General features: G+C 72.2%; 14 protein-coding genes and 3 tRNA genes. 10 read left to right on the forward strand and 7 right to left on the reverse strand.

Going from position 1 to position 15202, the window contains the following annotated elements; all coding sequences use genetic code 11:
- The first annotated feature begins 1 nt into the window (after window position 1).
- The 7 genes from DZF91_RS09525 to DZF91_RS09555 all read left to right on the forward strand — a co-directional run bounded on the left by DZF91_RS09525 (window position 2) and on the right by DZF91_RS09555 (window position 6247).
- Window positions 2-307 carry an acyl carrier protein gene (locus DZF91_RS09525; protein ID WP_117357109.1) on the forward strand — a complete coding sequence of 102 codons (306 nt, stop codon included), beginning with the start codon at window positions 2-4 and terminating at the stop codon, window positions 305-307.
- Between the two features lie 147 nt (window positions 308-454).
- A complete protein-coding gene (locus DZF91_RS09530; protein WP_117357110.1) occupies window positions 455-1195 on the forward strand; it encodes a hypothetical protein in 741 nt (246 codons plus the stop codon).
- A gap of 77 nt (window positions 1196-1272) precedes the next feature.
- Window positions 1273-1899, forward strand: coding sequence for a hypothetical protein (locus DZF91_RS09535; protein WP_117357111.1), 627 nt, complete (start codon window positions 1273-1275; stop codon window positions 1897-1899).
- Complete coding sequence (locus tag DZF91_RS09540; protein ID WP_117357112.1) at window positions 1896-3053, forward strand: acyl-CoA dehydrogenase family protein; 1158 nt, start codon at window positions 1896-1898, stop codon at window positions 3051-3053. The genes DZF91_RS09535 and DZF91_RS09540 overlap by 4 nt, the downstream gene beginning before the upstream one ends.
- The gene (locus tag DZF91_RS09545) at window positions 3046-4416 is read left to right on the forward strand and encodes an MATE family efflux transporter (protein WP_147341081.1); all 1371 of its coding nucleotides are present in this window, start codon (window positions 3046-3048) and stop codon (window positions 4414-4416) included. Before DZF91_RS09540 ends, DZF91_RS09545 begins: the two co-directional genes overlap by 8 nt.
- A 15-nt stretch (window positions 4417-4431) precedes the next feature.
- The gene (locus tag DZF91_RS09550; protein ID WP_117357114.1) at window positions 4432-5154 is read left to right on the forward strand and encodes a 4'-phosphopantetheinyl transferase family protein; all 723 of its coding nucleotides are present in this window, start codon (window positions 4432-4434) and stop codon (window positions 5152-5154) included.
- 298 nt (window positions 5155-5452) lie between these two features.
- Entirely contained in the window at window positions 5453-6247 is a 795-nt protein-coding gene (locus DZF91_RS09555; RefSeq protein WP_117357115.1) for an SAM-dependent methyltransferase, read from the forward strand.
- A gap of 202 nt (window positions 6248-6449) precedes the next feature.
- On the opposite strand, the gene DZF91_RS09560 is transcribed toward DZF91_RS09555, so the two are convergent.
- The 7 genes from DZF91_RS09560 to DZF91_RS09590 form a co-directional block, all read right to left on the reverse strand.
- Window positions 6450-8444: an ABC transporter ATP-binding protein gene (locus tag DZF91_RS09560; RefSeq protein WP_117357116.1), complete on the reverse strand. Its 1995-nt coding sequence runs from the start codon at window positions 8442-8444 to the stop codon at window positions 6450-6452.
- A 346-nt stretch (window positions 8445-8790) separates the two neighbouring features.
- Window positions 8791-9645 carry a helix-turn-helix domain-containing protein gene (locus DZF91_RS09565; RefSeq protein WP_147341082.1) on the reverse strand — a complete coding sequence of 285 codons (855 nt, stop codon included), beginning with the start codon at window positions 9643-9645 and terminating at the stop codon, window positions 8791-8793.
- A gap of 122 nt (window positions 9646-9767) precedes the next feature.
- Complete coding sequence (locus DZF91_RS09570) at window positions 9768-10235, reverse strand: NUDIX hydrolase (protein ID WP_117357118.1); 468 nt, start codon at window positions 10233-10235, stop codon at window positions 9768-9770.
- A 253-nt stretch (window positions 10236-10488) separates the two neighbouring features.
- Window positions 10489-11712: an SGNH/GDSL hydrolase family protein gene (locus DZF91_RS09575; protein ID WP_199486520.1), complete on the reverse strand. Its 1224-nt coding sequence runs from the start codon at window positions 11710-11712 to the stop codon at window positions 10489-10491.
- 245 nt (window positions 11713-11957) lie between these two features.
- Window positions 11958-12032, reverse strand: a tRNA-Val gene (locus DZF91_RS09580).
- Between the two features lies 1 nt (window position 12033).
- A tRNA-Cys gene (locus tag DZF91_RS09585) sits at window positions 12034-12107 on the reverse strand.
- Window positions 12108-12134: 27 nt separating this feature from the next.
- Window positions 12135-12206, reverse strand: a tRNA-Gly gene (locus tag DZF91_RS09590).
- Window positions 12207-12340: 134 nt separating this feature from the next.
- On the opposite strand from DZF91_RS09590, the gene DZF91_RS09595 reads away from it, so the two are divergent.
- From DZF91_RS09595 to DZF91_RS09605, 3 genes are all read left to right on the forward strand, one after another.
- Entirely contained in the window at window positions 12341-13063 is a 723-nt protein-coding gene (locus tag DZF91_RS09595) for an ArsR/SmtB family transcription factor (RefSeq protein WP_117357119.1), read from the forward strand.
- 328 nt (window positions 13064-13391) lie between these two features.
- On the forward strand, window positions 13392-14369 hold the full coding sequence (locus DZF91_RS09600; protein WP_117357120.1) for a chorismate-binding protein: 978 nt from the start codon (window positions 13392-13394) through the stop codon (window positions 14367-14369).
- On the forward strand, window positions 14359-15198 hold the full coding sequence (locus tag DZF91_RS09605) for an aminotransferase class IV (RefSeq protein ID WP_117357121.1): 840 nt from the start codon (window positions 14359-14361) through the stop codon (window positions 15196-15198). Before DZF91_RS09600 ends, DZF91_RS09605 begins: the two co-directional genes overlap by 11 nt.
- The last annotated feature ends 4 nt before the right edge of the window (window positions 15199-15202 follow it).

Below are 15202 nucleotides of genomic sequence, written 5' to 3' on the forward strand. Positions count from 1 at the left end.
GATGGAGAACACGACCCCGGGTAACGCCGCCGACCTGCACGGCAGGGTGGTCGGCACGATCGTGGCCGCGCTCGCCGAGGCGACCCGACTCGACCCCCGCACGATCGGTGAGGACAGCACTCTCTTCGACGAGCTGGGGCTCGACTCCACCACGGTGCTCGGGCTGCTCATGACGATCGAGGAGGAGCTCGGGATCGAGTTCGACACCGACTCCCTCGAACAGCACCACTTCGAGTCGGTGGGCACCCTCGCCGCGTTCGTGGAGACGCAGGTGGTCGAGCAGGTGCCCGATCTGGCCGAAGCGTAGCCGCCGATGTACCTCGCCACGGCCCCTGGCCCGGGGGCCCTCGATCCGGCCGCTCGGACGCCCCTCCGCCTGTCACGTCTCCTGAGCCTGACGTTCGGGGCGGGGCAGCCGTTCCACCCCGACCCGATGGAACCGAGTCTGGAACGGATGCAGACGGACCTGCTCCGTCCCTATCGGAGGGAACTGCGCGCGGAGGTGCTCGCCCAGGGGCGACGCAACACCTTCACCGAGATGAGCCAGGCACTGCTGGCCGCGCTCGGGCCGCTCAAGGACCCGCTCGACATGATCCTGGTGGTCAACAGCGTGCCGGACGCCGACCCGCGCCGGTCGCCGTCCTGTCACCTCACCGACGTCGCGCCCGGCGACGCACTGGCCTTCAACCTCTCCGACCAGGGGGCCGCCGGACCCTTCACAGCGCTGCGGCTGGTCACCGAGTACGCCAAGGTCAGCGGCTTCCGTCATGCCCTGGTCGTCGTCCTGGACCAGCGGACCTTTCCCTACGACGTGACCGGGGCCGACGGCGTCCCCGAGCACGACTGCGCGGTCGGCCTGCTTCTCGGCCCCACCGGGCCCGCCGGAGAGCCGGCCGTCCACCAGCGGGCGGACGTCGCCCCTGAGGAGGTCCCCGCCCACCTCAACGCCGAGGGCGAGACCTCTGCCGTACTGGTGGCAGGGGAGGGCATCGAGCCGGACTGGATCGCGCCGGGACGGTTCACCGAAGTGATCTGGGCGCCCGAGGGGCGTCCCTGTACCGGTCCATGGTCCGCGCTCGCCGCCTCGCTGCCGCGCCTCGCCGCGCGCGGCCCCGACCACCTCGTCGTCGCGGACTACGACCGCGCCCAGCGGTACCTGTGTCTGAGCAGCATGGACTTGGAGGAGGCCCTGTGACGAGTCTGGAGACGCCCGACACCGAAACGGTCACAGGCACATGGAGGAGACTGCGGGGGCTCGCCCGTGGAGCGGGGGTGGTTCCCGCTCTGACCGCGCTGCGGACGGCCGTCTGCCCGGAAGCCCTGCCGTGCGGACCGGCGGGGCACGCGCTGGTCCCGGAGGACATCGCCGAGACCTTCGACCACGGCTGGGCCGACGGCAGCGGGGCTCCCCGCGCCGCGGACCGGGAGGACAGGCTGACTGAAATCGCCGTATCCGGCGGTGTCCTGGTCGCGCTCCGGAGGAGGGACGAGGCGCCGGTGGACGTTCACCGGGCACCGGTACGGGCGTGGACGCTGGGCCTGGCCTGGGTGCGCCTCGGCCTCTCGGAACAGATGCTGGACACCTGCATGACCTACCTCAGGGGCCGCGTCACCGGTGCCGGCACACTGCTCAACCAGCAGATGGTCAAGGGATCGCTCGCGGAGGTGGCCATCGAGCATCTCGAGATCGAGACCATGATGGACGGCGCCCTCCCCGGTGACCTCGACATCGCGGCGACGGTCCACCTGCACGCCCAGATCACCCGTGCCGACCGGATGCTCCTCCGGCTGCTCGGCGCCTACGGGTTCCTGGCCGATGGTCCGGGCCAGGTCGCCTGGGTGTCGGAGTTGCTCGCGGATGTCTATGTCGGTCCACCGGCGGAAGGCGGCCCACGATGATCGAGCTGGACGACCGGACGAGGGCGATCCAGCGACGCGCCCGCGAGTGGGCCCGGGAGCTCAAGCCACTGGCCTTGGAGCTGGACGGGGACCCGGACGCGATCTACCGCCACCTCGACGTGGCGATCGTGTCGTACCTGACCCGGATGCCGGTCCCCCCGCGACACAACCCCGACCCGGTGGTCATCGACGGGCACAGGTTCTATGGCACCGGAACGCTGGAACGAGTCGTCTTCGCCGAGGAGGTGGCGGTCGGTGACGCCGGGATGCTGCTGGCCGCGCCGGGCCCGGTGATGTCGGGTGTCCTGGTCGACTCACTGGGCGACGAACGGCAGAAGGAGTGGTTCTACAGCCGTATCCTCCAGCGCCCCACCTGGACGTTCTTCGCGTTGACCGAGCCCGCGCGCGGCTCTGACGCCGGGGCGATGGAGACCACCCTCGCGCCGGACGGTGACGGTTATGTGTTGAACGGCCGTAAGAGGTACATCGGCAACGCCGCCCGCGCCGACATCGGTGTCGTCTTCGCCCGGACCCGGCCCGGTCCGCTCGGGGTCACCGCGGTCCTCGCCGAAACGTCCGACCCCGGGTTCACCGCCGAGCCCCTCGAAACCATCGGACTCCGTGGTCTGCGCATCACGAACGTGACGCTGGACAGAGTGCGGATCTCTGCGGGAAACGTCCTCGGCCAGCATCTGCGGCCCACGCAGCGGGGCATGTGGAGTGCCGTCCAAGGGCTGAACCGGCTCCGCCCCGGGGTCGCCGCGTTCGGGCTGGGCATCGCCCGTTCGGCGTATGAGTACGTCCGGGAGAACCGGCCCGGCCTCCCGCTTCGGGACCGGGAACGGCTGGACGACCTCGGCCGCCGCATCACCGGCGTCCGCCAGCTGATCTGGCGGGCCGCCCTCGCGGTCGACGCCGCCCGTCCGAGCGCGGGGTACGAGGCCTCCGCCGCGAAGGCGAAGGCGTCCCGACTCGCCGAGGACGCGACCATGGAGGCGCTCGGCTTCTTCGGAGCCGGCGCCCGGCTGGAGCATCCGCTTCTGGACAAGCTCGCCAGGGACGCCCGCGCCGTCGAGTTCATGGAAGGCACGGGCAACATCCAGAAGCTCAACCTCTTCACCGGCCTGCTCCAGGGCCGTCTGCACCGTGGCTGACGCGGGTCCCGCCCTGGTGGGCGGTGAGGAGGCGGGCCGTGAGGAACCGGGCCGCGGGAGAAGGCGCCGCGAGATCCGCAGGCTCGCCGGACCCATGATGCTGGCCGGAACGGCCGGGGTGCTGGTACCGACTGTGGTTTTGGCCCTGGTCTCGCGGTTGGGTGCCGACGAACTGACGATCCGAGCCCTCTACACTCCGCTGGCCTTCCTCTTCCTCGCGCTCCAGATGGCCTTCGACCTCAGCAACCAGGCCGGCGCCGCGTTCCATTTCGGGCGGGGGACCGATCGGTACGTGCCTTCCCACGCGGTCAGCCTGCTGGGGATCTGGGTCGGCCTCGCGGTGGCCATCTGCGTTCTGGTCGCGGCGGCGGCCCCCGTCCTGACCGGCGTCCTGCATGTGGAGCCGGCGGTGGGGCCGCGATTCGAGGCGTTCCTGCGCTGGATGGCGATCGCCCACCTCGCCCTGCCCGGGTCGGTTCTGGCCGCGTCCTGCCTGCGCGGAACGGGAAGGCCCCGGGCGGCGGCGTCGATCACTGTGACCAACGCCGTGGTCGAGATCGGCGCCGTCGCAGCCCTCGGCCCCGGCAGTGGTCTCGGGATCATGGCGGTGCCGGTGGCGACGGCCCTCGCCGGGCTGTCCGGGACCGTTCTCGGCCTGGTGCACCTGCGCCGGGCGGGCCTGTGGGGACGGCCGCTCGGGTGGCGGCCGGACGCCATCGGGCGCCTGGTGTCGGTGGGACTGCCGGTCGGCGCCTCCTACCTGGTCCTCTTCGCGATGAACCTGGCCCTGTTGTGGGTACTCGGCCCGTTCGGCCGAGATGTCCGCGATGGATTCGCGGTCGGTGCCGTCGTGCAGAGCCTGGTCGTCATCCCGGCGATCGCGCTCGGATCGGCTACGGCGATCGTCATGAACCAGCAGCGCGGCGCCGGGAAGCTGCCGTGGCTGGAGGACACGCTGAGGGCCGGGCTCCAGGTGGCCTTCGTGATGTACGCGGTCCTCGCCCCGGCCGTCTGGCTCGGGAGGGAGGTCCTCGGCGTGCTGCTGGCAGGGGACACCCGGGTGGCTGAGGAAGGCGTCCGCTTCCTCGGCGTCGTCGCCCCCACCTACCTGGTCTTCGGCATGGTCCTGGTCGCCGTCACGGCCATCGAGCAGATCGGAGGAGGCGCCCTGGTGCTCGGCATGAACGCCGCCTACACGGTCGGGATCGTCGGACTGGGCGGCCTGCTGGCCCGGTGGCTCGACGCTCCCGGCGCCCTGTACACCACGATCGCGCTCTTCAATCTCGCGGGAATCGGGGGAGTGGCACTGACCCTCCGGTTCGTCCGCGGTCTGAGCAGGGGGCGCCCGTGCCCGGCCGAGTGACGAGGAGGGCCGCCGGTGGTTGAAGTCCTGCCGGCGAGCGGCGCTGTGGAGGTCTGGAGAATCCCCCTGGACCTGCCGTCAGAGGCCGTGGTGCGACTACGGGCGACCCTGGACCGGGAGGAGACGGAAAGGCTCCATCGCAGCCGCTGCGCCCGTGAACGGCGTCGGCTCATCGTCGCCCGCGGCACGCTACGGCAGATTCTCGCGGCCTACCTTGGGGAGGCCCCGGGAGAGCTGCGCTGGACGCGGGGTCCCTACGGGAAGCCCGGGATCGCCCGGGTGGACACCGAGCTCCGGTTCAACCTCTCGCACGCGGGGGAGGTGGCTCTGGTCGCGGTGACCTCCCGTGACGAAGTCGGGGTCGACGTGGACCTACCGCGGCCCCGAGTGCCGGTTCGGCCGTTCTCCGCCCGCTACTTCCCCCCTGCTGAGGCGGCTTTGGTCGACCGAGCGGACCCGTCCCACGCCCGGACCGCCTTCCTGCGGCTCTGGACCCGCAAGGAGGCGGTGGTCAAGGCGGCGGGAGCACGCGTGACGCAGGGGCTGCGCCTTCCGGTGGCCACGGGCGGCCCCGCGGGGGCGTCCGGGGCCGTAGTGGTGCGTGATCCCACCGGTGTGATCGCGGGGACATGGACGGTGCAGGATCTGCCGATGCCGGGCGAGTACGTGGCCGCGGTGGCCGTCGAGGGACGACGGGCGCCACGGGTCGTCATCAGGCGCGTCGACCGCTGGTGGTGAGGTTCAGCCGAGTGTCGTCTCTGAGGGCAGTGTCGCCTCTGAGGGGAGTGTCGTCTCTGAGGGGAGTGTCGTCTCTGAGGGGATGAGCGACGGTCGGTGAAGTAGTGGGAGTCGGATCGCGATTTGCCCGTCATCGAGCGCCGGGCCGCGGTCACCGAGGGCGGCCAGTACCGCCGCGAGCGAGGCCCGCCGCGACGCGGCCACCGTACGCGACGGCTCTCCGGAACCCGTGAATTCGGGCGAGTCGGACCGCTAGGTTGACCCTCACTGAGAACCCCGGTCGAAAAGGGACTGACTCATGGCCGATCCGAACGTCGTGCCCGACCCCACCGTCCCGCATTCGGCGCGCGTGTGGAACTACTGGCTGGGCGGCAAGGACCACTACCCGGTGGACCGCGAGGTCGGCGAGAAGGTGCGCGAGGTGTACCCCGCGATCGTGGACGTCGCCCGGCACTCCCGCAGGTTCCTCAGACGGTCGGTCAGGTTCCTCACCGAGGAGGCGGGCATCCGGCAGTTCCTCGACATCGGGACCGGGCTGCCCACCGCCGACAACATCCACCAGGTCGCGCAGCGGGCCGCCCCCGAGTCCCGCGTCGTCTACGTCGACAACGACCCGCTGGTGCTGGTCCACGCCCGGGCGCTGCTGTCGAGCACCCCGGAAGGGGCGTGCGACTACCTCGACGCCGACGTCCGGGACCCCGAGGCCGTCCTGCGGCGGGCGGCGCGGACCCTGGACCTCACCCGCCCCGTCGCCCTGATGATGCTGGGCATCCTCGGGAACATCTGGGACGACGACGAGGCGATGGCGATCCGCGACCACCTCGTCGACGCCCTCCCGCCGGGGAGCTACCTCGTCCTGGAGGACGGCACCGACGCCGTGGACCCCGACGCCGCGGCCGACGCCGAGCGCACCCGGGCGGAGGCCGGAGACCCCTACCGCCTGCGCACCCCCGAGCAGATCGCCGCGTACTTCCACGGCCTCACCCTCGTCGAACCCGGTGTCGTCTCGGTCTCCCACTGGCGCCCCGACCCCAACCGCTGGGGCCTCCCACCCGAGGTCACGGCGTACTGCGGAGTAGCCCGCAAACCCTGACCCCGCGAACCCGGCGAGGTTCCGCCGCCGGCGTCTCCCATCGGCCAGGGCCCGTGGTCCGCGACCCGTGCGAGCCGCCGTGGGCATTCCGGGATAGGGGAAAGGGACTTGGATGATCAAACATGCGACCCCGCACAGGCCCTGGCGGCCATGGTGTTCGTGAAGCCTGCCTGGTTGGAGGGGCTGGTCGCGGGGCACGAGGTCACTCGGTGAGGGCGTCGGCCGGGGTGTTCGGGGTGGGGCGGTAGGCGGATGCCTGGAGGTCGTACAGCTCGGCGTACAGGCCGTTCGCGGCGAGCAGGGCGGGGTGGTCGCCCTCCTCGATGACCCGGCCGTCCCTGAGGACGTAGATGTGGTCGGCGTGGCGGACGCTGGCGAGGCGGTGGGTGATCAGCAGGACGGTCCGGCCGTGGCGCCGGGCGTGGACGCGGATCCGCTCGAACATGCGGTGTTCGGCGCGGGCGTCCAGGGCGGCGGTCGGCTCGTCGCAGACCAGGAGCGGCGCGTCGCGGTAGAAGCCGCGGGCGGCGGCCAGGCGCTGCCACTGCCCGCCGGACAGCTCCTGGCCTCCTTCGAAGCGCTTGTCCAGCAGCGTCTCGTACGCGTGGGGGAAGGCGCCGATCATCTCGTCGGCGCCGGAGTCCGCCGCGGCGGCGAGCATCCGGTGCCTCACCCGGGCGTCGGTCAGGTCGTCGCCCATGACGATGTTGTCGGCGGCGGTCATCGGCCAGTGGGTGTGGTCCTGCGCGACGACCGCGATGTCGCGGCGGACGAGGTCGGGGTCGAGCCTGGTGACGACGGTGTCGTCCCAGCGGACCTGTCCGCTGTCGGGCGCGTACAGCCCGGAGATGATCTTCGCGAGGGTGGTCTTGCCCGATCCGTTCTCACCGACCAGCGCGACGATCTGGCCGCGCCGCAGCCGCACCGACACGTCGCGCAGGGTGGGCTCGTCACTGCTGGGGTAGGTGAAGGTGACGCGGTCCACGGTGATCTCCCGGAAGGAACGCAGGGCCCGGCGTGTCTCGGCGTCGTCCTCCGGGACCGAGGGCGGCGCCGGGCGGGACGACGGCTCCCCGGCCGTCTCGACATAGGCGAGGTAGTCGGCGAAGTACAGGCCGTCCTCGTAGGTGCGGTTCAGCGCGTGGACGAGGTTCAGCAGCGACTGCTGACCGGTGCGGATCGCCAGGACGGCGGTCCCCGCGACGGCCAGCGGCATCATGCTCCGCCACAGCAGCACCCCGAGCACCACATACAGAACGGCGGTCGCGAGCCCGCGCAGCACGTCGCCGTAGCCCTGGACCAGGGTCCGGCTCCGCGCGACCCCCACCAGGACGCGTTGGATCCGGTCGGCGAGCACGGCGTACTGGCGGAGCAGGTAGGCCCGCACCGTGAACGACCGCACCTCCGCCGCGTGCCGGCGTTCGGTCATCAGGTCGGAGAGGATCCACGCGCGCCGCCGGACGGCGATCAGCGAGAGCTGCGCGCGGTAGCCCAGCCGCGCCGAGCGGACGGCGGCCCACGCCTCGGGGAGCGCGGTCAGCACCAGCAGCGGCAGCAGGACCGGGTGCAGGACGCCCAGCGCCCCGGCGGCGGCGACGACGCCCACGGCGGCGGTGCCGAGATCGACCGCGTTGTCGACCATGGACGACGCGGACTGCAGTCCGCGGATCTGCGCGCGGTGCAGCGCGTCCTGGTGGTCGCTGTCGTCGAAGCGGGCCAGGTCGACCACGGTGGTCGTCTCGTACAGCCGCTGCTCGACGATGCGCGCGACCCGCGGACGCAGCCGCTGCTGCGACCACTGCGCGACCAGCGCCAGCGCGGCGCGGACGGTGATCGCGGCCCCCACGAGCGCCAGCCCCGGAGCCGCCGCGCCGACCCGCTCGGGCGTCGGCCCGGCCGCGAACAGCGCGGTCAGGACGCGGGTCGTCGCCAGCAGTCCGAACGCGGTGAACACCCCCGCGACGGCGTTGCACACGACCGTGATGAGCAGGTCGCGCCGGTCGGCCCGCCAGCCGAGCCGCACGACCTGCCCGATCAGGCGCGGCAGCTCGCGGGCCATGGACAGCGTGCTGGTCTCGGCCATCTCCTTCGACCGGCGGTCCCAGCCCCTCGAGGGGACGAACCGGGGCCCCGCGTCCACGGGGGGTTCCTCGGCGGACGGCCGAAGTCGGGTGAGCAGCCGGGTGATACGCGTCATGGGCGGGCCTCCTCGCGCGGCACGGTGAGTTCGGTGGACGGACGGTTCGGCGTCCGAGCGGCCCCGGCTGGGAGCCGAGTCCCAGGTGACCTCAAACGCGTCCGTCGCGGCAGGACGACGGACGCACCCGGACGGCCGCCTCCTCGACCCCTGCGGACACGCGATGGACGAGCGCCGAAGACGAGCCCCCCGTCCCCGTCTCGGACGCCGTCGGACACCTCCGGACGGTCGCCTTCCGAGACGCAACGGCGCGGCGGGAACAGTCGTGGGGGAGCAGGCCGCCGCGTCCGAGGACGCGGAGAACGAGGACCGGCGTTCAGCGGGGCACGGGTCAGCGGGGCACGGGTCAGCGGGCGGGGCGGCTGCCGGTTTCGATCGCCTGGAGTTCGCTCGTGACGAAGCGGAAGAGGTCGCCCGGCTCGCTGCACACCAGCACCGGCACCGCCGCGGCTCGGGACCGGCCGTGGCTGTAGAGGCCGAGTACCGCGGTGGTGTCGAAGCGGTAGCAGGAGAACGCCCGGTCGCCGGGCCAGTAACGCACGTCCACCTCGGCGCCGCCCGGCACGGCCAGCGCCTGGTAGTCGCGCCTGGTGTTCTCGATGCGGCTGACCAGTTCCGGAGGGTCGATCGCGAAACGGTCGGACAGGACCCGGACGGTCAGCGCGTCGGCGGGGTCGGCGAGGAAGACCCGGATCCTCGCCCCCGGACGCCGCGCGAGCTCGGTCAGCTCCGGAGCGTGCAGGTGCCGCCAGGTCTGGCCGTAGACGACGAAGATGTCCAGTTCGCCGACCGTCGCGAACAACCGCTTCCACTCGAAGTCGGGAAGGTAGGTGGTGCCGAGCCGGAGCAGGCCGGCCGTCCGGATGTCGGCGGCGAGCCGGTCGGGAAGGTCCTTCGGCGCGGCGGCGACGCCGCTCCTGTCGGCGGCGAGCAGCGTCCATGCGGCCAGCCACCGGGTGTCTTCGACGGGGTCCACGCCGCAGGCCTCGAGGAACGCCAGCAGCAGCTCCCGCGACGGCAGCCGTCCGCCCCTCAGCAGATCCGACACGCTGCTGCGCGCGAGCGGCCTGCCGTTCTGCTGCCCCCACAGCTCCAGCCGGCGGAGCGAGGGGTTCCCGGCCTGTGCCCGAAGCCGCCGCAGGCACTCCGCGAACCCCGCGACGGTCGTCCCGCCCCGCAGCGGATCAAGTCTTCGTTCCATGACGGTCACCTGCTCACGGTGTGTTCCGGCGGATCCTTCCAACATCGCCCCGGACGCATCCGCGCGGGAGCGAGAAGCGCGCCGTCACATGTGCGGAGGCGGGGGCGCCGCGGTCAAGGCCGTCATGCTCGATCCCAGCCGAGGTTGCTCTGCAGGACGCCACGACGGAAGGCGGCCAGGCCGTGGGCTGTGTAGGGATAGGTCGCGTCCGGAAGCCGGTCCAGCGGGAACCAGCCGATGCCGGAGCACTTGTCCGGCTCGGCGTTGTGAGGCTCGCCCTGCCATCGCCTGACGTGGAAGAAGGTTCCCATCCGGGCGTGGCCGGTGTCGCTGCGGTAGTGGATGAGGTGGACGAACTCCAGGTCCGGTTCGGCGATGTGGACGCCGATCTCCTCCCGCGCCTCCCGGACCGCGGCCCGGGTGATGCTCTCACCGTGTTCGAGCTTGCCCGAGGGCAGGTTCCACTGCCCGTCGGCGTACCCGGTCCCCGCGCGCCGGGCCAGCAGGACCCGGTCGTCCCGGACCAGGATCACCAGCGCGTCCATGATCGTGCTGTACGGGGCCGGCCGGGCGGGTGTGCTGGGGCTCATAGGCCGGTCAGGTTAGCGAGGTGACCAGGCCCGCTGTCGCCTGACGCGCGGAATTCGCATGACGCGTGCCAGCCCTCCAGCCCGAACGTCAGAACCTTGGCACCCGAGGGCTACGACCTTCCGTCCAGTGGTGCCGTCGAACCAGTGCGCAGTGCTGGACGCTGCGGGCGCAGCGACGGTGGACGACTCCGGGCCGTGGGCAGTCCGGCCCGGAGCCCCCCGGCTCGTCACGCGGGAAGGCGAGGACTCGAAGTCAGTTCAGTGTCATGAGGGGTTCGCCGTTGGCGTTGGTGCCGGTGCCCGTCCGGGTGCAGGCGCCGCCTCGGGGGGAGCCGCTGTTGTACGCCTGGCGCAGGCAGTTGCGCAGCGCGAGCTGGCCCCAGTAGTTCGGGTGGATGGATTCCTGGATGTAGTAGTTCGAGCCGATGGTGGTCACCGTGCGGATCTGGTTGATCCACTCGGTCCTGTCCACCGCGCCGGGGCTCCGCCAGGAACTGAGGCCCTTCTCCTCCACGAGGCCGACGGTGTTCTCGCACAGCCGCCGGGAGTTGAACGCCGAGGCCAGGCGGAGGGTGACCAGGTTGGACAGGCCGCTGTCGGACGCCGCGCCCGCCACCGCCTGGTCGATCACCGTCAGCGCGGTGGAGTTGGCGTAGTTCGCGTCGGCGTTCCAGAAGCCGCAGCCGCCCGTCGACTGCCGGGTGTAGCCCGACTGCGAGTAGCGGAAGCCCGAGCTCGCGGGGATCGGCGACGGGTAGTCCTGCGCGACGATCGTGTAGGAGGACGGGGAGTACCCGGCGTTCGCCATGGCCTGGGCGACGTTCCGGAACGCCTGCGCGATCTTGGCCCGCTGCGCCGCGACGTTGGCGGAGGTGAAGTTGGACGTCACCGCCGAGTCGTCGTTGCAGTAGTTGGGCAGCCACGAGGGCGAGGTCAGGAAGTCGGTGACGCACTTCTGCACGATCGGGCCGAAGCTGAAGTCGTTCCCGCCGATGGACACCACGACCATCCTGACGTTGTGCGACGCGGCGAAGTTCTGCAGCATGAGCGCCTGGCCCTGGTTCCCGCCGCTGCTGTAGAAGTCGATGCCGGGCTTGAAGTTCCCGCTGGAGTCGGTGTGGGTGCCGGTCGTGGCCCCGGAGCAGGCGAGGTTCATGCCGTTCACACCGCCGCCGATGTGCACCTCGGCCGACCGCGAGCGGTGGCACCGGGTGATCTGCTCGGCCGTGTGGGCGGCGTTGTCGTAGTAGGCCGTCGGGCCCAGCGCGTCGACCAGCGACTCGCCGTCGTTGCTGTTGCCCGCCCAGCGGCCCGCCTCGCCGGAGATGTAGGAGTCGCCGAGGCTGACGACCCACGGCGTCCCGGATCCGGGGCCGTCGGCGAACGCGGGTGGGGCGGCGGTGAGGCCGGCGGTCAGCAGGCCCGCCGCCAGGGCGAGCGCGCGGACGCGTCGGAGAGCAACACGAGATCGGGCCACGGCCGGTCCTCCAAGAAGGCTGGTGCGTCGGGACCCCCTGAGGGCCGCGCACGCAGCCATCCCGGCCGAAATGTGACATCGCGGAGTGAACGCGACAAGAAGGCGGTTTGATCTGTTGCCTGTTCGTGTCCGAAGCCCGCGGGGGAGAGGCGTGACGCGGTAACGCCCGGCGACTTCGCGCACCGGCACTTGATCGAGCGCAATGAGAAATGCAGGCCAGGCACATGGCCTGACCTGCATTCATGTGGTGGGCGATACTGGGATTGAACCAGTGACCTCTACCGTGTCAAGGTAGCGCTCTCCCACTGAGCTAATCGCCCTTGGAGGTGGAGACGGGATTTGAACCCGTGTACACGGCTTTGCAGGCCGTTGCCTCGCCTCTCGGCCACTCCACCAGAGCGAGGCCGTGTCCGGCCTCTCAGAGCGGAAGACGGGATTTGAACCCGCGACCCTCACCTTGGCAAGGTGATGCTCTACCCCTGAGCCACTTCCGCTTGCCGTCCGGGTCTCCCCGGCGACACAGAGAACATTAGCGTGTCCGCGCCGCTTCCCCAAACCGGATTCCGCGAGCCGGCGCGCGAGGACGCTTCCACGGGCGTCGAAACGTCCACCGTCTAGGCTCGCGGGCATGAGCCAGGTCTACGACTCCGACATCGCCCCGGTGGCCGTGCTGATGGCCGACCGGGCGCGGGCGGCGATGCTGACGGCGCTGCTGGACGGGCGTCCGCTGGCGGCCGGGGAGCTCGCCCGGGTCGCCGGGGTGAGCCCCCAGACCGCGAGCGCGCACCTCGCGAAGCTGCTGGACGGCGGCCTGGTCGGCGTCGTCGCGCAGGGCCGGTGGCGGTACTACCGGCTGGCCGGGGAGGAGGTCGCCGCGGTGATCGAGGCCCTCAGCCGGATCAGTCCCGGCGTCGAGGTGAAGGGGCTGCGGCAGTCGCGGCTGGCGCGGCGGCTGCACACGGCCCGCACCTGCTACGACCACCTGGCCGGGGAGGCCGGGGTGGCGCTGTTCGCGGCGCTGCTGGACGGCGGCATGATCGAGCCGGACGGCGGCCGTCCGGTGGAGACGGGCGTTCCGTACGAGACGACGGAGAAGGGCGAGCACCGGTTGGCGGAGATCGGGCTCGACGTGGCCGCGCTGCGCGGCGGGAGGCGGCGGTTCGCGGGCGCCTGCCTGGACTGGACCGAGCGCCGCCCGCACCTGAACGGGGCGCTCGGCGCGGCCCTGACCGACCGGATGATCGACCTCGGCTGGTTCGAGCGGGGTGCCGAGCGGCGCGCGCTGACCGTCACCGCGGACGGCCTCGCGGGCCTCGCCGACTCCTTCGGGTGCGTCCTGGCGGAGCACTAGGCTGTGTTTCAAAGTCCCGGCCCACTTCGCTCGCCTGGCGGCTCGCTACGTGACCGTGCCTGGGCGAACGCGGCATCGCTTCGCGATCTGCCCGGCTCCGCTCGCCTCCGGCTTCGCTCCACCGGGCAGGTAACGCGTTCGCGCGCGTGGCCGAGGCCACTTCGAGACAGACCCTAGGACCCGGCGGGGCCGCAGGCCCTGCCCTGCCGCGCTGCGGCGCCCCGCCGTGCCCTTGCCCCGCCGCGCTGCGGCGCGTCGTCGCGGGCTTACCGCCGGGGCGGGGGTGGCGTGGACGGGGGTGTGCCGGGGAGGCGGCAGACTGGGGGCCATGTTCGCGCATGTCGGGGGGATGCTCGCGACCGGGCTGGCCGAGGTGACCAGCGATCCGGCCGCGCTCGACTCGCGCGGCTGGTGGGCGGTCGTCGTGAGCTACGAGGGCAAGATCACCTGCGCCCGGTTCGAGGACGTCCGGCCCGCTCCGCATCCGGACGGCCCGTGGCGTCCGCCGGGGGAGTGGCGGTCGTCGCTGGACCGGGACGAGTACCTGCGGGGCGTCGAGCGGATCCGCGCGGCGATCGCCGACGGCGTGGTCTACCAGGCGAACCTGTGCCGGGTGCTGTCCGCGCCGCTGCCGGACGGCGCCGGCATCGCGGGTCTCGGCGCGCGGCTGGCCAGGGGGAACCCGGGCCGGTACGCGATGACGGCGCGGCTGCCGGGGATGGCGGTCGCGTCCGCGTCGCCCGAGCTGTATTTGGAGCGGGCGGGGCGGGTCGTGACGTCCAGGCCGATCAAGGGCACCGGGCGGACCGAGGCCGACCTGCTGCCCAAGGACCGGTCCGAGAACGTGATGATCGTGGACCTGGTCCGCAACGACCTCGGGCGGGTCGCGGCGGTCGGGTCGGTGACGGTGCCCGAGCTGCTGGCGGCCGAGGAGTATCCGGGGCTCGTGCACCTGGTCTCGACCGTCCGGGCGGAGCTGGAGCCGGGCGCGGGGTGGCCGGAGCTGATCGACGCGACGTTCCCGCCGGGGTCGGTGACCGGGACGCCGAAGGCGAGCGCGCTGGCGCTGCTGGAGGCGCTGGAGCCGGTCCCGCGCGGGCCGTACTGCGGCGCGGTCGGCTGGGTGGACGCGGACCGGCGGCGCGGGGCGCTCGCGGTCGGCATCCGGACGTTCTGGGCCGAGGACGGGCTGCTGCGGTTCGGGACGGGGGCCGGGATCACCTGGGGGTCCGACCCGCTGGGAGAATGGGACGAGACCGAGCTGAAGGCGGCTCGGCTTCTGGAGGTGGCATCCGGTGAGCGGTGAGCGGGCGAAGGTGTGGGTCAACGGGACCCTGCTGGATCCCGACGAGGCGGTCGTGTCGGTCTTCGACCACGGCGTTCTGGTCGGCGACGGCGTGTTCGAGACGGTCAAGGCGGTGGACGGCGAGCCGTTCGCGCTGACCCGGCACCTGGCGCGGCTGAGCCGGTCGGCGGCCGGGCTCGGGCTGCCCGCCCCGGACGAGGCGGCGCTCGCCGCCGGGGTCCGGGACGCCCTCGCCACCGCCCCGGACTGGCCGCTGGCCCGCGTCCGCGTCACCTACACCTCCGGTCCGGGGCCGCTCGGCTCCGAGCGCGGCAGGGAGGGCACGACCGCGACGATCATCGTGGCGGAGCAGACCCCGTTCCCCGAGACCGCCGACGTGGTCGTGGTGCCGTGGGCGCGCAACGAGCGCGGCGCGCTGGCCGGGCTGAAGACGACGTCCTACGCCGAGAACGCCCTGGCGCTCGCCTACGCCAAGGAGCGCGGCGGCGGCGAGGCGATCTTCGGGAACATCGCCGGGAACCTGTGCGAGGGCACCGGCACCAACGTCTTCCTCGTCCTGGACGGAGAGCTGGTCACCCCGACGCTGGAGGCGGGCTGCCTGGCGGGCGTGACGCGCGCCCTGGTCCTGGAGTGGTGCGGGGGCGTCGAGCGCGACGTGCCGCTGTCGGAGCTGTACCGCGCGGAGGAGGCGTTCCTGGCCTCCACGACCAGGAACGTCCAGCCGATCCGGAAGGTGGACGGGACGCCGCTGCCCGCCGCGCCCGGCCCGCTCACCCTGAAGGCGATGGAGGTCTTCGCGGCCCACTCGGCCGAGCTGACCGACCCGTGACCGG

This window comes from Actinomadura logoneensis (assembly GCF_003428695.1).
GTDB lineage: Bacteria > Actinomycetota > Actinomycetes > Streptosporangiales > Streptosporangiaceae > Spirillospora > Spirillospora logoneensis.